Raw genomic sequence first — 25,598 nt, forward strand, 5'->3', positions numbered from 1 at the left:
ATGAAACGTACAAACTCTGCCAAGGATATTCAAGGTCGCCCTTTGGGGCAGATTCTGGACTCTTTGCTGCTGGACCAACGGCTGGTGATTCTGGATCAATTGGCTTTGCAACTGGCCGAGCTGCATGAGCACCAGGAATGGTATGGCGTGCTGGGGCTGGATACGGTGGTTTTGAGTGATGAAGGTCTGGTTCAGTTATTGCCGCTGGAGCAGAGCATGCACAAGCGCAGTCTGGCACAGGCGCGTGCTCAGGGTATGGCCTTTGATGAGCCTTGCGCGGCCCCCGAGCAATATGTGGATGATCCTGTGCGGCCTGCCGGTCCCTGGACGGATGTCTACGCTTATGCGGCCTTGCGCTGGCAACTGACAACGGGCTTTCCTCTGATGGCCGCCCCTTGGCGGCAGTTGAAAGATCCTGTGGTGATGGACGAGGACGCGGACGGTCCGACGCAGGCCATGTTGCAGGGGCTGGCCCTTGACTGGGTGCAGCGGCCTCAGTCCATGGCTTCTTACCGAAGGCTGGAACGATTGGGGCAAGTGCCAGAGCCTGTGCCCGCACATGCTCCCGCTGCGCAAACTGTGCTGCCGATTACGCCTGAACGCCGGTCTTCCTTGCCATTGTGGCTGGCGGGCTTGGCAGTAGTCGTTCTGGCAGGGCTGGGGGCGGCGTATTGGAGCGGTGATGGCGATACTTCCGGGCCCGCTGTTGCATCGTCTGATGCCGATCGTCCGGCAGTGGTGGGCGCCACGCCTGAAGAGTCCACATCAAGGCCGGGACCGGGATCAATCACGTCGGAGTTGCAGGGCGGGCTGGTAGCGGATGGAGAGTCCAAGCCGAATGATGTGGCTGCTTTGGGTGCAGGGGTGGGGTCTGCTTCCCAATCGGGGCAGCCTTTGGAGGCAGGATCAGATCAGCTTGGGTCGCAGTCGACAGGTGCACAAAATGACTCGGTGGCAGGGCAGCAATTAGCCCAGGCTTCGGGCTCGCAAGCCGCGACAACACCGGAGTTGAAACTGCTGGCCGAGTCGGGAGCTATGCAGCCTGCTTTGCCAATTCAAACACAAAACACATCGGATGATGCAGCTCGCCTGGTTTTGGCCGATCATGCTGCCGGAACAGCCGGAACAGCCGGAACAACTGACGCCTCTGGAGCTACGGGAGGAGAAGTCGCAGCAACGGGAAGCCCGGGTGTTAGTGAAACCATCGGAGCCGCGGGAAGTGCCGGAGCAACGGGAGCTACTGGGATTAACACGTCTGCTGCTTCAGGAGTTGCCACAAGCACGCAGGCCGAATCCTCAGCACCTTCCGCGCAAGTTGATCATGTGGAACAACTGGAACCTGTCGCTGCCAAGCCCGCGCCACCTGCCAAGGGCACCGTCGCCCTGGATGTACGCCCTTGGGGGGAGGTTTATGTGAATGGCCGCAAGCAAGGTGTCAGTCCGCCTTTGAAGTCCTTGTCTCTGGCTCCAGGCTCGCACCGCATCGTTATCAAAAATGCGGGCTTGCCGGAGTTCAGCACAACAATACGGGTACGCTCAGGAAAGACGGCCAGCGTCAGTCACGAGTTCAAATAGGCTACGAGAACCGAGAACCGAGAACCGAGAACCGAGAACGAAGACGCTCGAAGGCGGCGTAGCTGACTTACGTCGTCTTGCGCTTGCCGATCAGCCCTGTAGCCAGCAATGTCCCGAACAGAACGGTACTCATACCGATCAGCATCTGCGCGGTCAGGGCCTCGTCCAGCAGCAAGGCACCCCACAACACCCCAAAAGGCGGCACCAAAAAGGTCACCGTAATGGTTTTGGAGGGGCCGACATTGGACAGCAGGCGGTAAAAAATCAGGTAAGCGACTGCTGTACACAGCAAGGATAAGGACAGCGCAGCCCCCCAGGCATGCAGGCCCGGAAACTGTGCGGGCCACCAGTAAATGGCTGCGGGCAATAGAACCAATGTTGCGCTGACCATGCTGCCTGCTGCTACTGCCTGTGGCTGCACGCCGCGCAGATAGCGGGCGGTAAAGTTGGCGGCAATACCGTAAAACACTGTGGCCAGCAAAGATGCCAGCACAGCCCAGCCTTCGGCGCCTTTATTGAAGCTGAGCTTGTCGTACACCAGAATCAGAATGCCCAGGAAGCCCAGACACAGGCCCAGAATGCGGCTGGGTGTCAGGCGCTCTTTCAACCAGACTCGTGCCACCAGTGCGCCGAACAAGGGAGCCATGGCATTCAAGACGGCCAGCAAGCCCGACTCCAGTCGCAAGGCTGCGAAGGCGTATAAGGAGAAGGGCACGGCGGCATTCAGAATGCCCAGCGCAAAGATGGGTTTCCAGTTCGCCAGAAAGATGGGCAAGCGTCCCGTGGCGGTGATGTAGCTCATCAAGGCCAGGGCGCTGACACCGACCCGTATGGCGGTCAGGGGAAAGGGGCCAAAGTCGGGGACCGCTTGCAGCGTAAATAAAAACGAGCCGCCCCAGATGGCGGCCAGCAGGAATAAATCGCGTAAGTCTTTGGGGGACATGGGAGTCAGATTGGTGGCGGCGGTCCGCATGGGCCGCAGAACAGAGCCGATTGTAATCCTCTGGCCGCGACCAGGACACCGATGCGGGACGTTCAAGTGGAAGGTCTGAAATCCCTTGATGCTTTAAACAGACAGCTCGTTGTTCAAAGCCCGTTTCAGGACGTTGAAGACGCGTTTGTCCCCGCATTGAGCGACGTTGAAGCGCAGAAACTGGGCAGCATCAGGAGCTTGGCTGAAAACAGGGCCAGGGGCCAGCACGATGCCATGGGGTAGACAGGCGCGTGTCAACGTCAGGGCATCATGCCCGGCGGGCAGGCGCACCCAGAGAAACATGCCCTCGCGGGGGCGCAGCCATGGCGTCAGGCCAAGTTGCTGCAGCTGTGTCACGGCGTGATCCATGGCTTTGGAGAGCCGGTATCGAACTCGTTCCAGATGTTTGCGATAGCCGCTGTCGCCAAGCGCGCTGTTCAGAATATGCGAGGCCAGGCGGTTGCTGCTGAAACTGGTGGCGGTACGCAAGTCGACCAGGCTCTCGATCCATGGAGTCTGGGCCGCGATATAACCGCAGCGCAAGGCGGCCGACAGTGTTTTGGAAAAACTGCCTATCTGTACTACGCGGGACAGCCCATCCAGTGCCGCCAGTCGGGTAGCGGGTCGGGTCTCCAGATCTCCGAAAATATCGTCCTCAATAATGTAGAGGTCGGCACGTTGCGCCATGGCCAGCACGCTATGGGCCGTCATGGCCGAAAGGCGTGCGCCGGTTGGATTGTGTATGCCTGAATTGGTGATGTACAGGCGGGGTTTGTGTTCTTCAAGGGCAGCCTCAAAGGCCGCCAGATCAGGACCCTGATGGGTGTAGGGCACGCTGGCGATCTTGGCCCGATGTGCTCGCAGCAGCGCATGGAAATTGAAGTAGCAGGGGTCGTCCACCAGGACCGTATCGCCTGGCTCCAGAAAGAAGCGACAAAGCAGGTCAATAGCTTGAGTGCCCGAGTCGGTCAGCATGATGTGATGCGGGGCAGCATCTATTTCGGACTGCACGAGACGACGGGCCAGCATTTGTCGCAAGGGCTCCAGGCCCAGAGGCGAGCCGTAGTCCGTCAAGTCCGCGCTGGGGCTACGGGCGGCCTTGCGCAAACCGCGGCGCACTCCTTGGTCATACATCCAGTCCGAGGGCAGCCACCCGCAGCCGGGCATCAGGACATCGGCCTCGGCTTCCAGAGATTGGCGCGAGATCCATAAAGGATCGATATCCTTTTCCAGAGTTGGTTCCAGGGCGGCCAAGCTGAGTGGAGCCAAAGGAGCCGTCACATAAAAGCCGGAACCTGCGCGAGCCTCGATCAGACCTTCGGCGGCCAGCCTGCCATAGGCTTCGACAATCGTGGACACCGACACGCCCGCCGATTTTGCTTGTGCGCGTACGGATGGCAGGCGGGTGCCGGGCGGGTAGGTCCGTGCCGCGATGCGTTCACGTACGGATTGCATGATGTGGTCGATACGGGTCAAAGCAGACATGGGGCGGGCTCGGGCACGGTGTACGGGTCTGGTAAGCAGTACAGTTTTTTAAAACTGTACTGGACTGTGCCTGTGTATGCTGGCATAGCTGTGTTGTACTGACAAGCATCTTTGTTGGAGAGTGAATGATGGATAGCAAGGCAGTCAGCTGGCTAAATGGCTTTATAGGCGTAGCAATCTTTGCCGGATCTCTGCCGGCTACACGTGTTGCTGTGCTGGGCATGGATCCTTTTTTCCTGACTGGCGCGCGAGCGGTAGTCGCTGCCTTGTTGGCAGCTGTCTGGTTGCTGATCGGGCGTGTGGCACGGCCAAAGCGATCAGACTTGTTACCCCTGGCCGTGGTTGGTTTTGGTGTCGTGCTGGGGTTTCCCTTGTTGACGGCGCTGGCCTTGCAGTACATCACTTCGGCGCATTCTATTGTGTATGTCGCCTTGTTGCCTTTGTGCACAGCCCTCTTCGGGGTAGTCTTGGCCGGAGAGCGGCATAAGCCCGTGTTCTGGCTGTGCTCTGTTTTGGGCTGCTTGCTGGTGATGGCCTATGCTGCGCGAGAAGGTCTGGATGCGGCCTGGCAAGGGGACCTGTATATGCTGGCCGCCGTGGTGGTGTGTGGCTTGGGTTATGCCGAAGGTGGACGCCTGTCGCGTCGTTTGGGTGGCTGGCAAGTTATTTGCTGGGCCCTGGTGCTCTCCTCGCCTTTCATGTTCGTCATGATGCTGTGGTTCTGGCCGCAAACATTCAGCAATGTGAATACAGCAGCCTGGTTAGGTTTCGGCTATGTGTCAGTGTTCAGCATGTTCCTGGGATTTGTGTTCTGGTATCGGGGGTTGGCGCAGGGAGGGATTGCCGCAGTGGGGCAACTGCAGTTGTTGCAGCCTTTTATGGGCCTGGGACTGGCTGCCGCCTTGCTGGGTGAGTCCGTCAATGCCAGCATGATCTGGGTGACTTTAGGCGCTGCCTTGTGCGTGGCGGGGGCGCGGCGCTTTGCTTCGTGATGGCAGAAGCCGGACGATAAAAAACCGGCCTGTCCCATTCATGGACAGGCCGGTTTCAAGACAAGCTGAGCAAGCGTTTTAGGCTTCCGCGTGCTTGGCTGCTTCTACCGCTGCATGCGTATCTTCTTTAGCACCATTAAAGAACAAGTTCAGCAGAACGGCAGCAATCGAGGTCAGCAGGATGCCCGATTCGATCAGCGGGTGAATGGCGTGAGGCATCCACTGCATGTAGTTGGGCGCAACCAGAGGAATCATGCCCACGCCAATGGAGATAGCCACAATCATGGAGTTGTTGCGGTTGGTCTTGTAATCCACGCCGGACAGAATGCGGATACCAGTAGCCGTCACCATACCGAACATCACAATCCCGGCACCGCCCAGAACCACGGTGGGCAGGGACTCAACCAGGGCAGCCATTTTGGGCAGCAGGCCCAGAATGATCAAAATCACACCCCCGGCCACGCAGACAAAGCGGCTGCGCACGCCTGTCACGGCAACCAGGCCCACGTTTTGCGAAAAGCTGGAGTAGGGGAAGGTGTTGAAGATACCGCCCAGCAAGGTGCCCAGACCGTCGGTGCGCAGGCCGCGTGCCAGATCTTTCTGATCCACTTTCTTGCCTGTCATGTCGCTAAGAGCCAGGAACATGCCGGTAGACTCAATCAGCACCACAATCATGACCAGTGTCATGGTCGCAATGTGCAGGATATTGAACTTGGGCATCCCGAAGTGGAAGGGCAGAACCAGATCAACCCAAGCTGCATTGGCGACTTTCTCGTAGGTCATGATGCCCATGGCCGAGGCCACAACGGCGCCAATAACAATACCCAGCAAGACGGCCACGTTAGCCAGAAAGCCTTTGGCAAATTTGGCGATCAGCAGAATCGAGGTCAGCACGATGGCGGCAATACCCAGGCCAGTCAGGTTGGCGTAGCGCGGGTTCGGTACCGTTGCTTTCAGGGCCAGACCTTCTGGAGGTGGGGGCAAGGCCGAGCCGGGCATGGCCGCGGCCGATTGTGCGTGCTGAATCCAGGCCAGGTGGTCGGGGTTGATGACCGTGGGGGCGGTAGGGCCAACAGGGTTACCGAAAATCCAGTTGATCCCCACTCGCATCAGCGTAATGCCGATCATGGCAATAATGGTGCCGGTGACCACAGGCGGGAAAAAGCGCAGCATGCGGCTGACGGCAGGGGCGATGATCATGGTGATGATCCCTGCCCCGATGACCGTGCCAAAGAGCAACTGGGCTCCTTCCTGGCCGGGGTTGGCCTGTGCCATGGAGACCATGGGGCCGACAGCGGCAAAGGTCACACCCATCATGACGGGCAGCTTGATACCAAAATACTGCGTAAAGCCCATCGATTGGATGATGGACACGATGCCGCAGACAAACAGGTCAGCAGCAATCAGGATCGATACTTCTTCAGACGTCAGGTTTAATGCCCGGCCCACAATTAGTGGAACCGCGACGGCACCGGCGTACATTACCAGAACGTGCTGCAAGCCCAGTGCAGCAAGCCTGCCGTTCGGTAATCGTTCGTCGACGGGTGCGGTGGTCGCGTTCGTACCCATGAAATGTCTCCAGAGTGGATTAATTATTAGATGAAGCCATTTCAATGTAACGGCGTGCGACAGCCCTGTCATAAGACAATTCGTATAGAGCCTAGGTGGACCTAGCTATAGATGAGGGATAACCCCCAAAAAAAACGCCCTGATTTGGGCGTTTTTGATGCGGCTAAGGGAAAACACTGCTTTGGTGACACATGGTCAGGTCATGGGGGAAGGTCGTTGTATACCGGCACCAGTAACGGGTTCGCGCTCGTCGCGCGTATGTCGTGTTTGTATCAAAAATGAGTTTTTCACTACGACTTGATGGTTGTGTCAGGCCTATTGGAACGTCAGCAAGTGACAGTTATGACTGCCTTGTAAGCTGCCTGATAGTCCTGAAAAAGCTCGTCTGGCGGCTTTAGCACAGCATCGGATTGTTACAGTGCGGCCCTGCCCGATTTCAATTCTTTATAGATTAGAACAACTGCGTAATGGTAACATTCGCAGCTGCTAATCTTTTTGCAGTGCAGCAGGCTACCGCCAAGTAGGCAGGATTTTTTGGCGAAGAACAGTCTTTGCTTAATGTCGAATTGAAGTTTTTATTTCGCTAAAGGTGGCGACGAAATAAAAAAATCTTTGATATTTTGCCTAGTGTCTTGATTAGACAGCCTTGGTAAATATACCCAAGGCTTTGTTATTTTTCAAACACTCGTTTTTTTTGGTTAACAATAAATAGAATAATATCGTCAGGGAATATTTTATTTGAATATTTTATTTTTAGCATTATTGCCTAAATAAAATTCGAAAATAAATATCATCGAATTGCATAGAGTTTATATATATTCCATGTAATTGGGGTTTGTAAATCATAGTAACGGGATGTAAGTTTCGCCATTGTTTACTGGTGTGCTGCCTGCGACACGGCTATGTCAGAAGTCGTTGTCCGAAATAGCGTTTTATCAAATATGACTATTCCGTGCTCCGCGGTGACAGGGCAAGTCAGTAAAGATCGAAAGGGTAGGGTGCGTGTCTCAAAATACAGGCAAGGGTGCTAAGGAGTTAGAAGCATCCCGTACGGATATTAATAAAAGCAATACTGCGTCTGGAGCAATCGCCATTATTGGTATGGCGTTTCGCTTTCCGGGTGACCTGTCGCAGCCCGACCAGTTCTGGAATGCCTTAATTGAAAAACGCGACCTGGTTACGGAAATCCCGGCGGATCGCTGGGCGACGGCCGAGTTGCAACACGATAAAAGGTCCGAGCCGGGGCGTAGCATTACTTTTTCGGCTGGTGTCTTGTCGCGCATCGACGAGTTCGATGCGGACTTTTTCGGCATTTCCCCTCGCGAAGCCGCCTGGCTGGACCCCCAACAACGCTTGTTACTGGAGCTGTCCTGGGAAGCCATGGAGAATGCGGGCGTCTTGCCCTCCAGCATGGCCGGTAGTGACTGTGCGGTTTATGTTGGTATTTCCGGCCTGGATTACGGCATGCGCGGCTTGGATGATTTGTCCAGCCTGACAGCCCATATGATGACCGGCAATACCATGAGTATCGCCGCCAACCGTCTGTCCTATATCTACGACCTGCACGGTCCGTCCATGGCGGTGGATACCGCCTGCTCGTCTTCTTTGGTCGCTTTGCATCAAGCCTGCTCAAGTTTGCGCAATGGCGAGGCTTCAACCGCCTTGGTCGGTGGCGTCAATCTGTTGCTGCACCCTTATCCCTTTGTCGGCTTTACCAAAGCGTCGATGCTATCGGCGGATGGCCGTTGCAAGGCGTTTGATGAGGCTGGTAATGGTTACGTGCGGTCCGAAGGTGGCGCGGTACTGATGCTCAAGCCCCTGGAGCAGGCGCTGGCCGATGGCGACCAGGTACAGGCCGTCATTTTGGCAACAGGCGTGAATGCCGATGGGGCTCGCAAGACCGGCATTACTATTCCTAGCTGCCAGGGACAAATTGAGTTGATGCGCTCCGTGCTGGAGCGCAGTGGCCTGACAGCGGCTGATGTTGACTTTGTAGAAGCCCACGGTACCGGTACAGCCGTAGGCGATCCTGTTGAAACCACCGCCATCAGCGCGGTGTATGGCAAATCGCGTGAACAGCGTTTGCCTATTGGTTCAGTCAAAGCGAACTTGGGCCATATGGAATCGGCCTCCGGCATGGCTGGCCTGGTCAAGACAGTGCTGGCATTGCAGCACCAAGCCTTGCCGCCCGCTTTGCACTTGAATACCCCCAATCCCGCCATTGATTTTGATGGTTTGAATCTGGAGCTGCTGCCCCAGGGCCGCGAGTTGCAGCGCACCGATGGCAAGCCTTTGGTCGCAGGACTTAACTCGTTTGGCTTTGGTGGTGCCAACGCCCACGTCTTGTTGCAGGCTCCTGTAGCGACAACTGCCCAATCGGCAACGGTGCCGAACTCGGGTTTGCCGCCTTTGGTCTTGTCGGCCAAGACAGAAGCCGCTCTGCGTGAGCAAGCGGGTAATTATGCGGACTTGCTGGACGGCAAGACGGCGCAAGATTTTTACGATGTCAGCTACGCGGTCACTCACCGTCGTCAGACTTTGGCTCGTTGTTTGATCATTCAGCCCGAAACGGTTGAAGAAGGCGTGGCGCAATTGCGTGCTTACGCGCAAGGCCAAGCCCCACAAGGTTTGCAAACCGTAGACGCCCTGAGCAAAGAAGGCCAATTGGCCTTTGTCTACGCCGGTAACGGAGCGCAGTGGCTGGGCATGGGCGTGACCTTGTTGCGCGAGTCCCCTCGTTTTGCGGCTTTGCTGTCCGAACTGGACGCCATGATGCAGCCCTTGGCGGGCTTTTCGCTGCTGGAGCAATTGCAGGCCGAACCTGCCGCTTCCCGCATGGACGACACGACAGTCGCCCAGCCTTTGTTGTTTGCTGTACAGGTTATTGTGACGCGCATGCTGCGCGAAGATGGCATTGAACCTGATGCCGTGGCTGGCCACAGTGTGGGCGAAATCGCTGCTGCCTGGGCCGCTGGTGCCTTGGATCTGGAACAAGCCATACGCGTTATTTGTGCCCGTAGTCAGGCTCAAGGTCTGACTCGTGGCCAAGGCCGGATGGCCGTTATCGGTCTGTCGCACGAAGCGGTGAACACCTTGCTGGAAGGCTTGGGTGCGGACTTGGGCGTGAATGTGGCGGGGGTAAACAGCCCTTCCAATATCACTCTGTCCGGCAGTCTGGACGGCTTGCTGCGCATTCAATCTGCCTTGGAAGGCCAAAGCGTTTTCTTCCGCCTGCTGGATTTGGATTACGCCTTTCACAGTCCCTATATGGATGGCTTGCTGCCGCATCTGGAAAAGAGCCTGGGCGATTTGCAGCCCGGTCAGCAGGCTCCACAAGCCCGTTTTGTCTCGACCGTTACGGGCGACGAACTGTCCCCGCAAGAGCTGGGCGTGGATTACTGGTGGCGCAATATTCGCGAACCCGTGCAGTTCGAGCAGGCTATTGCCTGTCTGGCGAACCAGGGCTGCCGCGTATTTCTGGAAATTGGCCCGCACGCCATTTTGCAGCGCTACATTCGTGAAACCCTGACTCAGTGTGAGGTTCAGGGTGTGGTGTTGTCCAGCTTGCGCAAGCATGACGATGGCCCGCAGCGGCTGACTGATACGGCCTTGCATACCCTGGCTTTATTGCCGACCCAATTGAAAGCCCGTTTTCCCGTTGCTGGCAATCCAGTGGAGCTGCCCGTTTACCCATGGCAGCGCGAGCGTCATTGGTACAAGAGCAGCACAGAAGGGATGCGCTCCATCGAGCGTCGTCGTGTGCATGATTTGCTGGGTTGGCGTTTGCCGGATAGCGATATCAGCTGGGAAAACGTGATGGACCCGGTGATTTTGCCTTGGCTGGCGGATCACAAAGTGGGTGGTGCCATGGTGTACCCAGGTGCCGCCTATCTGGAAATGGCTTTGGCTGCAGCCCGCGAGTGGCTGGGCGAAGCACTGATCCTGGTGGACGAGCTGGATATTCTGGCTCCGCTGGTTTTTGATGGTGAACATGCCCGCAGCCTGCGTTTTGTGCTGAGCCCGCGTGATGGCAGCTTCCATATCAAGAGTCGCCAACGCTTGAGCCAGGACGAGTGGGTGGTACACGCCAGCGGTCGTATTCTGGCTTCGGATGAACGCATGCCCGTGGCGGAGCTCTCGCCCCTGGCCTCGGCTGAACTGCAGATTGATCGCGATCGACACTATCGCTTGGCGCATTCCCTGGGTCTGGATTACGGTCCGGCCTTCCAGGGTTTGAAAGCATCGCAGGTGCAAGGTACTTATCTGAATGCCGAACTGGAGATGCCCGTCAGCCTGGAGCAAGATGGCTATCTGTTGCACCCGGCCTTGATGGACGTGTGCTACCAGTCTCTGGTGGATTTCTTCGCACAAGATATTGAAGCAGGCCAAGGCGTGGCCTTGTTGCCTGTGAAAGTAGGCCGTTTCACCCTGTCTACAGAAGGACAGGTAACGCATTTCCGTGCCCACCTGCGTCGTAGCAGTGCCCGTTCGGTACTGGCGGATTTCGAGTTGTATGGTGCTGATGGCCGTTTGTTGGCCAGCGCCCAGGCCTGCCGTTTCCGCGCTGCGTATTTCTTGCGCCAGGATCGCCACGCGGTGTCGAACTGGCAAATTACCCCATATCTGCGTCCTCATCCTCGCGATGAGCGAGTTGCCGTTACGCTCTCGCCTGAGCAACTGGCCCAAAGCGGCTGGGCAGCACTGGCTGACCAGCAGCAAGAGCGAGAAACCTGGTTCCAGCAGACTTTGCCTTTGCTGGATGCCTTGAGCCTATCCTTTATTTATGAAGCCTTCCAGAATGTAAAGCCTTCCGAACTCAGCACCGAAGTATTGAATAGCCCGTATGGCCGCTGGCTAAGCGAGCTGTTGCGCGCTGAAGAGTTGCTGCAAGATGACGAAGGCTATCGTGTGGTGGAGCAGGCCGATATGCCTGCCGCCCAGGACTTGTGGCGCACAATTTTGCAGGATTCGCCTAGCAGCTTGCCGCAACTGACCCAGATTGGTTCGGTCGGACGCCAATTGCCGGCCTTGTTGCGTGGCGATATTTCAGGCGAAAAACTGCTGGCTTCCTTGCGCCGTTCCCCCGTGGTTGAAGTGCTGTATGACGATGACCCCATGTATCTGGGTGTGCGTCTGGCACTGGAAACCCAGTTGCGAGAACTGGCTGCGAACTTGCCTGCCTCCCAGCGACTGCGCGTGCTGGAAGTCGCCGTAGGCCCAAGCGATTTACCCAAGACTCTGGCTGCTTGCCTGTCCGAAGACCAGTTTGAATACGTATTGGCTTTGCCAGATGCTGATTTGCAGGCTCGTCAGGCGACGCAGCACCATACTTTGGCCAACGTGCAGGTGCTCGGTTTTGATCTGCAAGACTGGCAACTGGAGCAGGTCGATAAGCCCCAGTTCGATGTCGTGATTTTGCGCCACAGCCTGCACCGTACCGTGCATGTGCCTCCCGCCCTGATGCGGAGCAAGCAATGGCTGGCTACGGATGGAGTATTGCTGGTGGCCGAGTGTCACCCTGACTGGCATGCAGACTTCTTGTCCGGTCTGGACCAAAGCTGGTGGCACCCCGCCGGCGAGTCGCAATCCTCCTCCTTGTTGTCGCCCGAAGGCTGGCACAAGGCGTTGGAGCAAGCAGGTTTTGAGCAGGTGCAAACTGCGCAAGAGCCTGCCGCACAGGAATTGAGTGAAGGAGCCTATTTGTTGCTGGCCAAGGCCGCGACAACGCAGGCGATTCCAAACCAGGAAGCCGTCGCTGCAGCGAAATGGGTCTTGTTGTTTGATGAGGCTTCTCAAGTTCAAGCTCATTCTTTGCAAGCCCGTTTGGAAGCAGCTGGCCAAACAGTTAACGCTCAAATCTGGCCGCTCAGTGCCGACATTTTGGCTGATGAGAGTCCTCTGAATGTAGTGCAGATGCTGGGGTGGGCCGATACTGCTGCTGCGGTCAGCCAGACCAGCGCGCAACTGCTGAGCCTGACGCAGGACTTGTCCGCCCGTACCGTTGCAAGTCGCCTGTTCCTGGTGACGCAAGGCGGTGCCTTGCCGGCGATGGCAGAGGAATTGGATTGGGCGGTGAATCCCGCCCAGTCGGCCTTGTGGGGCTTTGGTCGCGTCGTGATGAACGAGCTGCCCGCCTTGTCCTGCACCTTGATTGATCTGGCCGGTGATGTGAATGCCAGCGATATCGCTCAGCGTCTGGAACTGGAGTTGCTGTGGCCGGATGAAGCAACAGAAATTGTCTTGTCTCAAGACGCACGCCATACCTTGGTACTGGAAGAGGCTACTGCGGCAGCGACTGCCCCGCTAAGCCAAGATGCGCGCTTCAAGCTGGACTTTCAGGTGCCCGGACAACTGCGCAATCTGGAATGGCAAGCTGTTCAAACGCCGAGCCTGGCTGCGGATCAGGTTGAAGTCCGTACCATGGCCGCGGGCCTGAACTTCCGTGACGTGATGTATTTGATGGGCTTGTTGCCGGACGAAGCTGTAGAAAACGGTTTTGCCGGTGCCAGCCTGGGCCTGGAGTTCTCGGGTGTGGTTACACGCGTTGGTGCTGATGTCACCAATTTGACGGTAGGCCAGCCGGTGATGGGCTTTGGGTCCTCCTGCTTTGCCAGCCACGTGGTGACACGTGCGGATGCTATCGCTCCCATGCCTGAAGGTTGGGATTTTGAGGCTGCTGCCACCGTTCCCACTGTGTTCTTCACCGTGTACTACGCGCTGACGCATCTGGCTCATATCCAGCCTGGTGAAAAAGTATTGATCCACGGTGCTGCTGGCGGCGTCGGAATTGCAGCAATCCAGCTGGCCCGCCATTTGGGCGCAGAGATTTATGCCACCGCTGGTACGGACGAGAAACGCGTGTTCGCTTCCTTGCTGGGTGCCGACCATGTATTTGATTCGCGCAGCCTGAGCTTTGCTCAGGACGTGATGGATGCTACTGGCGGCGAAGGTGTGGACGTAGTGCTGAACTCGCTGGCGGGTGAGGCCATGCGCCGCAGCCTGGACGTCTTGAGTCCCTTTGGCCGTTTCCTGGAGTTGGGCAAGCGTGACTTCTTCGAGAACACGCCGATTGGTCTACGTCCCTTCAAGAGCAATATCAGCTACTTCGGTATTGATGCCGACCAACTGCTGACGGGACGCCCAGCTTTGGCGGGACGTTTGTTCAAGGAAGTCATGGAGCTTTTCCATGATGGCGCGCTGTTCCCACTGCCTTACCGTAGCTTCGGTGCCGAGCATGTGGTTGATGCATTCCGCGCCATGCAGCAGGCTCGTCACATCGGCAAGCTGGTGGTCTCCCTGAAGGATGCCCAACCCCGTTTGCCTGCAACACAAATCGCTGCCCCTCTCGACTTGTCCGAACAGGGCACGTGGTTGGTTACGGGTGGCTTGTCTGGCTTCGGTTTGGCTTCCGCCCAATGGCTGGTCAAGCGTGGCGTGCGCTCTCTGGTCCTGGCTGGTCGCCGCGGTGCCGACACCCCTGGTGCACAAGAGCTGCTGGAGCAGTTCCAGGCACAAGGCTGTCGCGTGCAAATCGTGGCGTGTGACGTTACGGATTCCGCAGCAGTACAAGCTGTTGTCGCGCAGATTCAGACGAGTTATAGCCCACTGACTGGCGTGCTGCATGCTGCCGCCGTGTTTGATGATCGCCTGATCGCCAATATGGATCAGGACAGCTTGAACAAGGTGCTGCAAACCAAGTTGGTGGGTGCATGGAATCTGCACCTGGCTACTCAGGATTTGAAGCTGTCCCACTTCGTGCTGTATTCGTCTGTGACGACCTCTATTGGTAACCCCGGACAGGCGAACTATGTGGCCGCCAACGCGGGCCTGGAAGGTTTAACGCGCTTGCGCCAGAACCTGGGTCTGGCGGCGTCCTGCATTGCCTGGGGACCGATTGGCGACGCAGGTTACCTGACCCGCAATGAAACTGTGAAGGACAGCTTGGGCAAACGTCTGGGCAAGGCGCCGTTGCAGTCGGATCAGGCACTGGATCAACTGGATCGCGTCCTGGCCGTCAATGGCGAAGTGTCCATTGTGGCCAACTTCGACTGGAATGCCTTGGCCCGCTTGCTGGCTTCGGCTCAGAGCGAACGCTTTGCCATCTTGAACCGTGCCCGCAAGGATCACGACTCAGGCAGCGATGGCCAGGATATTCACACCTTGATCGCGGGTAAAACGCCCGAGCAAATTCACGCTTTGGTGGCCGAGTGGGTGGCGCAGGAAGTTGCCAACATTCTGCGCACCGAAGTAGACCGTATTGAAACCCAGCGCTCCTTGCATGATCTGGGCATGGACTCCTTGATGGCTGTGGAACTGGCCCTGGGGTTGGAGCAACGCTTTGGCGTGCAGTTGCCCGCCATGGTGCTGAATGATTCTCCCACCGTCTGGAACGTTGCGGCCCGCATTGTGGACAAACTGACGGGCGGTAGCGAGGACTCGGCAGAGCAGGACGCTGGGCATTTGGTAGCCGATGTCGTACGTCAGCACGGAGATGATATGTCCGAGGCGGACTTGCAAGGCTTGGCCAAGGATGTACAGCGATTGGCAGAAAAAGGAACATCACTGATCCATGAGTAAGAACGATCTGGCGCCAGGCAGTAAAGCACAACTGATCCAGCGCATTCTGGGACGTAAAACCGGGCAAGCGGCCAGCGATGGCCGCATGGCCGAGCAGTCCGCAACCCGTCAGGCTGCGGCCATCCATATTCCGGAGTCCTTCACCCGCTTTGACCGCCATCCCGGTTACGAGAAAATGCTGGTGCCCAAGGCTATGGCAGATCGTATGGGCGTGCGTAACCCCTTTTTCCGCAGCCACGACGGCGTGGCCGCTGCGCACACCCGTATTGACGGGCGCGACTATCTGAACTTTGCCAATTACAACTATCTGGGTCTGTCTGCACACCCGGAAGTGAATGCGGCCGCCAAAGCCGCGATGGACCAGTACGGCACATCGGCCTCGGCCAGCCGTTTGGTAGCGGGCGAGCGCCGCGTACAGCGTGAGCTGGAAGAAGAGCTGGCGCAGAACTACGAGGTGGATGATTGCGTGGTTTTTGTCAGTGGACATGCCACTAACGTCAGCACCATTGGTTACTTGTTCGGTCCCAAGGATCTGGTGATTCACGATAGCCTGATCCACAACAGTATTTTGCAAGGCATCCAGTTATCGGGTGCCGCCCGCCGTTCCTTCCCTCACAACGACAGCGCCGCCCTGGAGCGCATTCTGGCCGAGATACGTGGCCAGTTTGAACGTGTGCTGATTGTGATCGAAGGCTTGTACAGCATGGATGGCGACATTCCGAACCTGCCTGCATTTATTGACATAAAACGGCGGTATAAAGCGTTTTTGATGGTCGATGAAGCTCACGCCCTGGGCGTGCTGGGTAAGACGGGGCGCGGCTCGCACGAACATTTTGGTGTGGCAGGCCGCGATGTCGATATCTGGATGGGCACCTTGAGCAAGACCCTGGCAAGCTGCGGCGGCTATATCGCTGGCGACCGCGCGCTGGTGGAACTGCTCAAATACGCCGCCTCCGGCTTTGTGTACAGCGTGGGGATTTCTCCCGTGCTGGCGGCTGCTTCGCTTAAAGCCTTGCAGATCATGCGCCGGGAACCCGAACGTGTGCATACCCTGCAAGAGCGTGGCAGTCAGTTTCTGAATTCGATGCGATCAATGGGAATCAATACCGGCTTTGCCGAAGGCTACGCCGTGATTCCCGCGATTACAGGCAGTTCTCTTAAAGCAGTCAAACTGTCCGGCCAGTTGTTTGATGCCGGTCTGAATGTGCAACCCATTATCCATCCTGCGGTGGAAGAAAAAGCAGCGCGTTTGCGCTTTTTCCTGTCCTCCACGCATAGCCAGGATGACATAGACCTGGCGTGTGAAACCGTTCACACGCTCATGAAGAAATAAGCATGGCTCAATTACTACACACAGCAGTAAGCAAGATTGCAGCAATGGGACGGCCAGTACTGGCCAGCACCCTGGTCGCCGTACTGGCCGGATGTGCCACGATGCCCGACTGGATGCCTGCAGACGGCCCCAGCCGCCAGCAAGTACAGGAACGACGTGAAGGCCGTATCGAAGGCATCACCCTGGTCAACGTGACAGACGAGTTGACCAAGAAGTTGGCCGCTAAAAAGCGCATGGGTGACTTTGCCGCCCAGTTCCCCAGCTCCGGCTCGAATAACTACCTGATTGGCCCCGGCGATGTGCTGGAAGTGTCGGTTTGGGAAGCGCCGCCGGCCATGCTGTTTGGCAGCATTTCCCTGGATCCCAAGGCAACGGCAGCAACCACCAATGCAGTCGCTTTCCCTCAGCAGATGGTCACGCCCGACGGCATGATCAGCATGCCTTTCGCTGGCCGTATTGCCGTCAAAGGCCGCAACACCCAACAGATTGAAGAAAGCATTGCCAAGCGTTTGCAAGGCAAGGCCAATAATCCGCAGGTTCTGGTGCGCGTCATTCAGAACAACACCTCGAACGTGACGGTCGTGGGTGAGGTCAATCAAAGCGTCTTGATGCCCTTGACGCCTAAAGGTGAGCGTTTGCTGGATGCCCTGGCCGCAGGCGGTGGCGTCAAGCAAGCAGTCAACCGCATCGCCATTCAGCTCTCGCGAGAGCTGAACACATCCACCATGGCGCTGGATACGATTATTCGTAATCCGAATCAGAACATCATGCTGAAACCGGGTGATGTGATCACGGCGCTGTACCAGAACCAGAGCTTCTCCATTTTGGGTGCCACCGGCAAGAACGAAGAAATCCCATTTGAAGCTCAGGGCATTTCCCTGGTACAGGCCCTGGCCCGTTCGGGTGGCCTGGATACGTCACGAGCTGATGCCCGCGGTGTGTTTGTCTTCCGCTTTGAGGATGCTGCGTTGGTGGACGGTGCACCTGAATCGACACTGCTGGACAAGAAGGGCGTCGTGCCCGTGGTGTATGAAATCGACCTGCGTGACCCGGCTTCTTTCTTTGTCACACAGAACTTCCCGGTGCAGGACAAGGACGTGATCTACGTGTCCAACTCGCCAGCGGCGGAGTTCCAGAAGTTCCTGCGTCTAGTGGTGTCGGTGGCTGTGCCTAGTACGACCTTGAACAACATGATGAAGTGATCTTGCGCATGTTTAAGAACAACTCCTTCAACAGAGGCCGAGATGAATAAACAGGTGCGCAGCCCCATGGCCGTCACTTGGGCGGTCTGGCGGGCGTTAGTTTTGCGAGAGTCCCTGGATCGCTTGTTTGATATGCGGGCCGCCTGGTTCTGGTTGCTGATGGAGCCAGTGCTGCATATCAGTTTCATCACGTTCATCTTCACAGTGATTCGTTTGCGTACAGTCGGTGGCATTGATGTCACTGTCTGGATTGTGGTGGGGATGTTGGCGTTTTTCATGTTTCGCCGTACAGCGATGCAGGTGATGTACGCGGTCGATAGCAATAAGCCTTTATTTGCATACAGACAGGTGCAACCTTTTGATACCTCTATAGCTCGTGGAGTATTGGAAGCATTTCTAATGACCTTAGTGTCCGCAATTATTTTGACGGGCGCGGCACTGCTCGGGCATGACGTGCGGCCTGACGATCCTTTGCAGGTTGTGGTGACGATGTTCGGGTTATGGCTCTTTGGCGTGGGCTATGGCTTGGTTGCCTCTGTATTGATGGCCTTGGTGCGCGAAACTGAGCACATACTGAAAATCATGATGATGCCTTTGTACTTGATCTCCGGGGTCATCATGCCGATTTCTGCTGTTCCCCAGCCTTATCGGGATCTGCTCTTGTTCAATCCTTTGGTGCATGGACTGGAGTTGGTGCGCAAAGGGTTTGCGAATTACTACCACATGGTGCCTGGCGTCAGCATGGGATACCTGTATCTGTGGGGGATAGTCAGTCTGTTTTTAGGCCTGATTTTGTATAGACGCTTCACACAGCAGTTGGTGATGAAATGATCGTCGTCAATGATGTTTATAAGCGCTACAAGACCGCCCATGGCGTGGGCCGTTGGGTATTGGAAGGAGTAAACCTGACAATCCCACCCAAGGTAAATGTGGGTTTGATTGGCTCTAACGGTGCTGGGAAATCTACCTTGCTGCGCTTGATTGGTGGGGTGGATCACCCCAATAAGGGAACAGTGCAGCGTATGTGCAGGGTGTCGTGGCCTATGGGTAACGGGGGGTTGGAGGGGACCTTGACCGGCCGCCAAAACGCCAAGTTTGTGTGCAGAGTGCATGGTCATCAAGAAGATCTGGCAGATCGGCTGGCTTTTATTAAAGATTTTTCTGAACTGGGTCGAGCTTTTGAGGAGCCGGTCTATACCTATTCCTCTGGAATGCGCTCCCGCCTTCAGTTTGCGCTGTCGTTTGCTTTTAATTTCGATGTGTACATCTCGGACGAGGTGACGGCGGCGGGTGATGCGGCATTCCGTAAGAAAGCAGCTGATGCTTTCAAAACCATGACAAATCGTGCAGGCCTGATCATGGTGGCCCACGACAACAACACCTTAAGACAATTTTGCCAGGCTGGAGTCTGGCTGCATCAAGGGCGAGCGCACTGGTTTGACCAGATTGACGATGCGCTCAATGCCTACAAGGATTCACTTCCAAAATGACAGATACACCTCAAGTCACTACGCAGGCTGCTAGTGCCGCTCCCGATAAGGCTGTTTCAAAGAAACCTTCTTTTGGGGCCCGCCTCCGCTCATGGTTTTCATTGCGCTTATTTGATTATGCCGTACGTGTGATTCTGATCCTGGCTGTTTTGGCTTCGGCGTATTGGTTAGTTTTTGCCTCGAACCGCTATGTATCCGAGGCCAATGTGATTATTCGAAAGACAGACTCGGTAGGGGCACCGTCTTTTGACCTAGGGTTGTTGGTATCGGGTGTCGCTACTGTTGATCGCGCGAATCAGCTGTTGTTACGTGATTACTTGTTGTCCGTGGACATGCTCAAGAAGCTTGATGAGTCTTTGGACTTACGTACGCATTACAGCTCCTCGGACCATGATTTTGTGTCACGGATGTGGTTTCAGGACGCTTCGCTAGAGTGGTTTCATCGTCATTATTTGCGTCGTGTAGAGGTGGAGTTTGATGACTTCTCTGGTGTGTTACGTATCAAGGTCCAAGCTTATAGCCCCGAGATGGCTCAGGCGATTACGGAGCTGCTGGTTAAGGAAGGCGAGCGTTATATGAACGTCTTGGGTCATGAAATGGCCCAGGTGCAGGTCGACTTCTTGGTTACCCAGGTTGACCAGGCTCAGGAGCGTTTTCAAAAAGCCAGCCAGGATCTGCTGAACTATCAGAATGAAGCCGGTTTATTGTCCCCTCAGGCCACAGCAGAAAGTATTAATGCGATTGTGGCTGCCTTGGAAGGGCAGCGGGCTCAGTTGCAGACCCAATTGGCCTCTTTGCCCAAGTCATTGGATCGTGACCATCCCAATATTCTGATGCTCAAGCAGTCACTGAGAGCAGTGGACCAACAGATCAAGCAGGAAAAGCTGAAGTTGGCGACGCCGTCAGGTGGAACTCTGAATGCCTATGTGGAAGAGTTTTATCGCTTGGATATGAATGTGAAGTTCACACAAGAGCTCTACAAGTCGTCTTTGACTGCTTTGGAGAAAGGCAGGATTGACGCCACTCGCATGTTGGAGAAAGTGTCTGTGCTGCAGTCCGCCACGTTGCCCGAGTATCCGATGGAGCCACGCCGCCTCTACAACACCTTGGTGACCTTGCTGTTGGCGTTGATCCTGGCCGGCATTTTGAAATTGCTCAAGAGCATCGTCCTGGACCATGTGGACTAATAAGAAAGATAGGAAATCTATTTAAATGTCTATGTCACCTGTTGTGCCTTCTGAATTAGGTCATGAGAAGCTGGTATCCACGCATGCACAATGTATGGAAGAGGAGAACCGGCTGTTGTTTGATCAACTGCAAGTCGTGCAGGAAGAGTTAGGGCGCTTGCACGATCATCCTCAAGGAGTTGGGAGTGACTTGAAGCCGACAGTCATTAATGTGGCACCTGTGGATGTGCGGCTTATCGAGGTCCAGGCGGAAAGTGTGCGCTTGGAGTGTTTGCTTAAGGTGCAAACCCAGCTACATGATTTAAAGACTCAATATGCTTTAGCTAAACAGCTTGGCGACATTTTGATTGAGGGTGTGCAGTCTACAGGCTCGTTGATCTCGGTGCCTGGGCGTTTGCGTCAGGCTTGGCGTCAAAGTCGTCGCATCCAGCCTCCTGCTGCATTGGGAGGGAAATCTTTCGACAAAGTTATTCAGGCGTATCAGCAAGGAGGGGACCAGCAGGTAGAGGCCTTGCTGAATCAGGCTTCAGTCTCAAAAAGCGTGCAAGCCAGTGCGTGGACAGCTGTGGCCCGGACGTATATAACGGCTGAGCCAACCTTGGTTGCGGCGATGGCGCGCCGTGCCTTTGCGTTGGAGCCACGTGGGTTCCGCCAAAAATGGTTGGCGTTCCGATTGCATGAGTCTGGTGATTTACTTGAGGCAGAAGCACTCTTGGCGCTCTTGCCCGAGGATGTGTCTTTTACTGACTCTGAGGCGCGTCAGCGTGATCGTTTGCTGAAGCAGGCGAAAGAGTTTCGTTTAGATCAAGTCCGCTCTGTATCTGAGGTTGAGGCGCAGCATGCAGCGGTGCAGCGTCAGTGGGCGGAGTTGGCTGAATCACGCAACGAGATGGTCAGTACTCTTAAACAGCAAGGAATACAGCTGTCTAGCGTGCGCGATGAGGTGCAGCGTCTGAATCAAGAAAAACAAGAGCAACTTGTAGTAGTTGAAGCATTGCGAGTACAGATCCAGCGATTACAGCAGGATCATCAGAAAACCCTTCAAGAGCGAGGCCAGCAAGAAGATCAACAGCGACAGCTCCTGCTTCAGGAGCAGGGCAATACGCAGGCAGCACTCAAACAAGTAGCGGATTTGAAGCGTGAGCTGGAGCAAGAAGAACAGTTGAAGTTACAGAAGCAACGTGAGTGCGTGGGTTTGCAAGCTGATCTGAAACGGATCAGGCAAGTTCTGGAGGGCAAAGAGGCACAAGCAGGGCAATGGTTTGAACAATGTGTCACTGTGCAAGGTGGCTTGGCGGATATGGCCCAGCAATGTGAGCAGCTTAAGGATGAGCTGCAGATGCATCACCGCGAGAAAGAGGAGGCCTTGTCGCAGCTTCAGATTTTGCGTATCGCTCATGATGAGTCACTTGCAATTGCAGAGCAACGTTTGGAGGAGGTTGAGTCCCTGTTGGTGCAGTTAGAGGAATCAGTTGCAGAGTGTGAGGAACTTCGGGTGCAACTGCGGGATACTCAGGAAGCAAAGGACTCTTTGCTTTTGCAAGTGCAGGAGTTGATGGAGGTCCGTGATGGGTTGGATGTGCTTGCTGGCCATCGCTTGGATGAAGTGCACGCGTTGCAATCTCAAGTGCAGGCAATAACGCAGGAACGAGATGAGGCAAGGCAGCAAATCAATGTGGAGCGAACAGACTACAAGTCTTTGCAGGCTCAACTGAATCAAGCTTTTCAAATTCGTGATGAGTACATTGCTTTAGCCGCACAGCGTCAGGGAGAGTTGTTGCAGCAAGCTAAAGAGCAACTGAGCTTGGAAAAGAGTAAAGCCGCACTGGAGGCACGCCAACTGGAGTTACAGCAATTATTGTCGGCACAGGCTGCTCGTGAAACAGATTTGCTAGAGCGCTTGAGTGCTCAAGTGCAGTCCTTGGTCGCTCGTGACGTGGCAGCTCCGGGGATACAAGAGGAATTGTTTAAAAAACAATCCGAAGAGCTACTCCGTGTTCGTCGCCATCTTGAAATAGTAGTGAAGAAGAATAGTGCTAATGCTGTACGTCAGCTCCAGTCTTTTGTTGGGATGCAAGAGTATTTCGCCACCGGAGTGCTACCTGCATTTAACTGTGAGGCCCACAGCTGGCCAGTCTCTGCAGACTTTGCATTATGTTTGATGCGGCAACTGGTGCTTATACCCTACGACCTTGTCATTGAGTTTGGGTCAGGTATGTCCACCGTTATTGTGGCTAAGACATTGGCGTTGATGGCGGAGCGAGGTGATGCCCGGCAGACCCAGTTCGTGTCCTTCGAGCATTTGGATTCGTACTACGAGCAAACCTTAGCTCATCTCCAACAAGCAGGGTTGGAGCAGGCTGCACAGCTGACACTGGCGCCACTCAAGGACTGGCAGTCTGCGGACGGCCAAGTGTATCCGTATTACAGCTGCCAAAGCACCTTGGTCAAATTGGCCAAACAAAAGCAAGTTACTCGCAAACGCATTTTGGTGATTGTAGATGGCCCTCCAGCGGCTACGGGCCCTCAAGCTCGATACCCCGCAGGTCCTTTGTTGATGGAGCATTTCCCTAATGCCCAGATTGATTTTTTGATGGATGACTATATCCGTGAGGATGAAAAACAAATCGCTCAGCATTGGTTGGCAGATATAGAAGCCCGAGGACTTGCTGGTACATCCACTGAATACAAACTTGAAAAAGATGCCTGTTTATTAACTGTTCACCCTAAAGACACAAAGTAATTTTATGAAGATTTTGACTGTATTTGGCACACGACCGGAGGCCATCAAAATGGCTCCGGTGGTTAAGGCTTTGGCTGCCGACTCTGCATTTGAAGCACGTGTTTGCGTCACGGGTCAGCACCGTCAGATGCTGGATCAGGTTCTGGATATTTTTTCCATTAAACCTGATTTTGACTTGAACCTGATGAAGCCAGGCCAGGACCTGTATGACATCACCAGTAATGTGTTGTTGGGTATGCGTGATGTGTACAAACAATGGCAACCAGACATGATCCTGGTGCATGGTGATACGACTACCACCATGGCCGCAGCTTTGTCGGCCTATTACGCCAAGATCAAGGTCGGTCACGTAGAGGCTGGCTTGCGTACTCATAATAAGTACTCGCCGTGGCCAGAGGAAATGAATCGCCGCCAAGCAGGCGTACTGGCTGATGTGCACTTTGCTCCAACCGAGCAATCACAGTCGCATTTGTTGCGTGAAGGTGTAGATCCCAAGACGGTACACATTACGGGCAATACCGTCATCGATGCGCTGCTGGATGTGGCAGCACGCGTACGTCAGGACTCGGAACTGCGCAGCCGTTTTGAGGCTCAGTTCTCTTTTATCAATCCAGCCAAGCGCTTGGTTTTAGTGACGGGGCATCGTCGCGAAAACTTTGGCTCTGGCTTTGAAAACATCTGCCTGGCCTTGCGCCAGATTGCCTCCCGTGGCGATGTGCAGGTGGTGTATCCAGTGCACTTGAATCCAAATGTTCAGGAACCAGTACGTCGTATCTTATCCGACGTTTCCGATGTTCATTTGATCGAACCACTGGATTATTTGCCCTTTGTTTACCTAATGGATCGTTGTGACCTTTTGGTCACCGACTCCGGGGGCATTCAGGAAGAAGCGCCTTCTTTGGGCAAACCGGTATTGGTGATGCGTGACACGACCGAGCGCCCTGAAGCCGTGGATGCAGGAACTGTGCGTTTGGTGGGAACAGAAACACAAGCCATTGTCAGCGCTGCCACGCAGCTGCTGGATAACGCTGCTGAATATGAGCGTATGGCACGGGCGCACAACCCTTATGGGGACGGCAAGGCCGCCACCCGCATTAGTGAAATTTTAAAAACCTTGATCTCTTGATTCGGAAGACCAGCATGTTTGAAACTCTCTCCATGATCGGCTTGGGCTATATCGGCCTGCCTACTGCAACATTATTTGCCTCACGCCGCAAAAAGGTCATTGGCGTTGATGTGAACGCTTACGCGGTTGACACGATCAATCAAGGCCGTATTCATATTGTTGAACCTGAACTGGATATGCTGGTGCAGGCCGCCGTGCACGGTGGTTACTTGCGCGCTACGCTGACCCCGGAACCTGCGGACGCGTTTCTGATCGCCGTCCCGACCCCCTTCCTGGAAGGCAACAAGCCTGACCTGAGCTATATCGCCGACGCCGCTAAAGCCATTGCGCCAGTGCTGGCCAAAGGCAATCTGGTTATTCTGGAGTCGACGTCTCCTGTTGGTACGACCGAGCAATTGGCGCAGTGGCTGGCTGAAGCTCGTCCGGACCTGAGCTTTCCTCAGCAAGCGGGCGAGGAGGCTGATATTCAGGTGGCCTACTGCCCAGAGCGTGTTTTGCCCGGTCGCGTAGTCCATGAGCTGGTTAGCAATGACCGTGTTATTGGTGGCATGACTCAAAAAGCTACCGAGATGGCAATTGAGCTGTACCGAATTTTTGTGGAAGGTGCTTTGGTGCCAACCAATGCCCGCACCGCTGAAATGTGCAAACTGACAGAGAACAGCTTCCGTGACGTCAACATCGCGTTTGCCAACGAGCTGTCTCTGATCTGCGATCGCTTGAATATTAATGTGTGGGAACTGATCAGCCTGGCTAACCGTCACCCACGCGTTAATATTTTGCAGCCTGGTGCAGGGGTTGGTGGGCACTGCATTGCTGTCGATCCATGGTTTATTGTGGATAAGACACCTGAAGAGGCTCGTATTATCAAGCTGGCTCGCGAAATAAATGATTTTAAGCCTGAGTGGGTGGTAGGAAAGGTAAAAGCAGCTATCTTGGACGTGGTGGAGAAGAATGTTAGTAAGTCAATTAGCGATATTAAGGTTGCTTGCTTAGGTTTAGCATTTAAACCTGATATTGACGATTTGCGTGAAAGCCCAGCAATGGGGATTTCAAAGAAAATCAAGGAAATTGGGTGCCAGGTTTTGGCAGTTGAGCCGAATGTGAATTCCTTGCCCAAGCCCTTGGTTGGCGATAATGTTTCTTATGTGGAGTTTGAGGAAAGCCTAAATGAGGCGGATGTTGTACTAGTTCTCGTAAAACATAAGGAGTTTATCGCAAATAAAAACATGATAGAGTCTTGCGCTAATATTGTTGATGTCGTTGGATTGCTTGACTAAATGTCTGCGTGATTTGTGTTTTTATTGGTAAACAGCCAGCTGTGAGAAACACAGCTGGCTATGAGGCGA

At 55.1% G+C, this 25,598-nt stretch carries 14 protein-coding genes; 11 read left to right on the forward strand and 3 right to left on the reverse strand.

Going from position 1 to position 25,598, the window contains the following annotated elements; translation table 11 throughout:
• Positions 1-1,575, forward strand: a complete 1,575-nt coding sequence (locus tag M2Q46_RS13855; RefSeq protein ID WP_302357467.1) for a PEGA domain-containing protein — start codon at positions 1-3, stop codon at positions 1,573-1,575.
• A gap of 67 nt (positions 1,576-1,642) precedes the next feature.
• Here the strand turns inward: M2Q46_RS13855 and M2Q46_RS13860 are convergent, their stop codons facing one another.
• Complete coding sequence (locus M2Q46_RS13860) at positions 1,643-2,518, reverse strand: DMT family transporter (RefSeq protein WP_198317547.1); 876 nt, start codon at positions 2,516-2,518, stop codon at positions 1,643-1,645.
• A 123-nt stretch (positions 2,519-2,641) separates the two neighbouring features.
• Positions 2,642-4,033, reverse strand: a complete 1,392-nt coding sequence (locus M2Q46_RS13865; protein WP_302357469.1) for a PLP-dependent aminotransferase family protein — start codon at positions 4,031-4,033, stop codon at positions 2,642-2,644.
• A gap of 128 nt (positions 4,034-4,161) precedes the next feature.
• Here M2Q46_RS13865 and M2Q46_RS13870 point away from each other — a divergent pair, with 128 nt between their 5' ends.
• Positions 4,162-5,025, forward strand: a complete 864-nt coding sequence (locus tag M2Q46_RS13870) for a DMT family transporter (RefSeq protein WP_035270575.1) — start codon at positions 4,162-4,164, stop codon at positions 5,023-5,025.
• A 78-nt stretch (positions 5,026-5,103) separates the two neighbouring features.
• Here M2Q46_RS13870 and M2Q46_RS13875 read toward each other — a convergent pair whose 3' ends face one another.
• Entirely contained in the window at positions 5,104-6,594 is a 1,491-nt protein-coding gene (locus M2Q46_RS13875; RefSeq protein WP_125301999.1) for a nucleobase:cation symporter-2 family protein, read from the reverse strand.
• A gap of 1,002 nt (positions 6,595-7,596) precedes the next feature.
• Between M2Q46_RS13875 and M2Q46_RS13880 the strand changes: the two genes are divergently transcribed.
• The 9 genes from M2Q46_RS13880 to wecC all read left to right on the forward strand — a co-directional run bounded on the left by M2Q46_RS13880 (position 7,597) and on the right by wecC (position 25,529).
• Positions 7,597-15,171 carry a type I polyketide synthase gene (locus M2Q46_RS13880; protein ID WP_302357470.1) on the forward strand — a complete coding sequence of 2,525 codons (7,575 nt, stop codon included), beginning with the start codon at positions 7,597-7,599 and terminating at the stop codon, positions 15,169-15,171.
• A complete protein-coding gene (locus M2Q46_RS13885) occupies positions 15,164-16,504 on the forward strand; it encodes an aminotransferase class I/II-fold pyridoxal phosphate-dependent enzyme (RefSeq protein ID WP_302357471.1) in 1,341 nt (446 codons plus the stop codon). The genes M2Q46_RS13880 and M2Q46_RS13885 overlap by 8 nt, the downstream gene beginning before the upstream one ends.
• A 2-nt stretch (positions 16,505-16,506) precedes the next feature.
• Positions 16,507-17,706 (forward strand): polysaccharide biosynthesis/export family protein, encoded by a 1,200-nt coding sequence (locus M2Q46_RS13890; RefSeq protein WP_302357472.1) that lies wholly within the window; start codon positions 16,507-16,509, stop codon positions 17,704-17,706.
• Between the two features lie 42 nt (positions 17,707-17,748).
• Positions 17,749-18,537: an ABC transporter permease gene (locus M2Q46_RS13895; protein ID WP_302357473.1), complete on the forward strand. Its 789-nt coding sequence runs from the start codon at positions 17,749-17,751 to the stop codon at positions 18,535-18,537.
• Positions 18,534-19,196: an ABC transporter ATP-binding protein gene (locus tag M2Q46_RS13900; protein ID WP_302357474.1), complete on the forward strand. Its 663-nt coding sequence runs from the start codon at positions 18,534-18,536 to the stop codon at positions 19,194-19,196. The genes M2Q46_RS13895 and M2Q46_RS13900 overlap by 4 nt, the downstream gene beginning before the upstream one ends.
• Before the next feature lie 101 nt (positions 19,197-19,297).
• Positions 19,298-20,383, forward strand: a complete 1,086-nt coding sequence (locus tag M2Q46_RS13905; protein WP_302357475.1) for a chain-length determining protein — start codon at positions 19,298-19,300, stop codon at positions 20,381-20,383.
• Between the two features lie 25 nt (positions 20,384-20,408).
• Positions 20,409-23,126, forward strand: coding sequence for a hypothetical protein (locus tag M2Q46_RS13910; RefSeq protein ID WP_302357476.1), 2,718 nt, complete (start codon positions 20,409-20,411; stop codon positions 23,124-23,126).
• 4 nt (positions 23,127-23,130) lie between these two features.
• Positions 23,131-24,252, forward strand: a complete 1,122-nt coding sequence (gene wecB / locus M2Q46_RS13915) for a non-hydrolyzing UDP-N-acetylglucosamine 2-epimerase (protein ID WP_083054873.1) — start codon at positions 23,131-23,133, stop codon at positions 24,250-24,252.
• A 14-nt stretch (positions 24,253-24,266) separates the two neighbouring features.
• Positions 24,267-25,529 carry a UDP-N-acetyl-D-mannosamine dehydrogenase gene (gene wecC, locus M2Q46_RS13920; RefSeq protein ID WP_302357477.1) on the forward strand — a complete coding sequence of 421 codons (1,263 nt, stop codon included), beginning with the start codon at positions 24,267-24,269 and terminating at the stop codon, positions 25,527-25,529.
• Positions 25,530-25,598: the final 69 nt, after the last annotated feature.

Source organism: Alcaligenes sp. YSL9 (assembly GCF_030515105.1).
GTDB classification, from domain to species: Bacteria; Pseudomonadota; Gammaproteobacteria; order Burkholderiales; family Burkholderiaceae_B; genus Alcaligenes; species Alcaligenes phenolicus.

Excerpts from the sequence above, each read along its gene's own strand:
- M2Q46_RS13865 (WP_302357469.1), bottom strand. The coding sequence starts at position 4,033 with ATGTCTGCTTTGACCCGTATCGACCACATCATGCAATCCGTACGTGAA.
- M2Q46_RS13875 (WP_125301999.1), bottom strand. The coding sequence starts at position 6,594 with ATGGGTACGAACGCGACCACCGCACCCGTCGACGAACGATTACCGAAC.
- M2Q46_RS13855 (WP_302357467.1), top strand. The coding sequence starts at position 1 with ATGAAACGTACAAACTCTGCCAAGGATATTCAAGGTCGCCCTTTGGGG.
- M2Q46_RS13885 (WP_302357471.1), top strand. The coding sequence starts at position 15,164 with ATGAGTAAGAACGATCTGGCGCCAGGCAGTAAAGCACAACTGATCCAG.
- M2Q46_RS13895 (WP_302357473.1), top strand. The coding sequence starts at position 17,749 with ATGAATAAACAGGTGCGCAGCCCCATGGCCGTCACTTGGGCGGTCTGG.
- M2Q46_RS13860 (WP_198317547.1), bottom strand. The coding sequence starts at position 2,518 with ATGTCCCCCAAAGACTTACGCGATTTATTCCTGCTGGCCGCCATCTGG.
- M2Q46_RS13870 (WP_035270575.1), top strand. The coding sequence starts at position 4,162 with ATGGATAGCAAGGCAGTCAGCTGGCTAAATGGCTTTATAGGCGTAGCA.
- M2Q46_RS13890 (WP_302357472.1), top strand. The coding sequence starts at position 16,507 with ATGGCTCAATTACTACACACAGCAGTAAGCAAGATTGCAGCAATGGGA.
- wecC (WP_302357477.1), top strand. The coding sequence starts at position 24,267 with ATGTTTGAAACTCTCTCCATGATCGGCTTGGGCTATATCGGCCTGCCT.
- M2Q46_RS13910 (WP_302357476.1), top strand. The coding sequence starts at position 20,409 with ATGTCTATGTCACCTGTTGTGCCTTCTGAATTAGGTCATGAGAAGCTG.
- wecB (WP_083054873.1), top strand. The coding sequence starts at position 23,131 with ATGAAGATTTTGACTGTATTTGGCACACGACCGGAGGCCATCAAAATG.
- M2Q46_RS13900 (WP_302357474.1), top strand. The coding sequence starts at position 18,534 with ATGATCGTCGTCAATGATGTTTATAAGCGCTACAAGACCGCCCATGGC.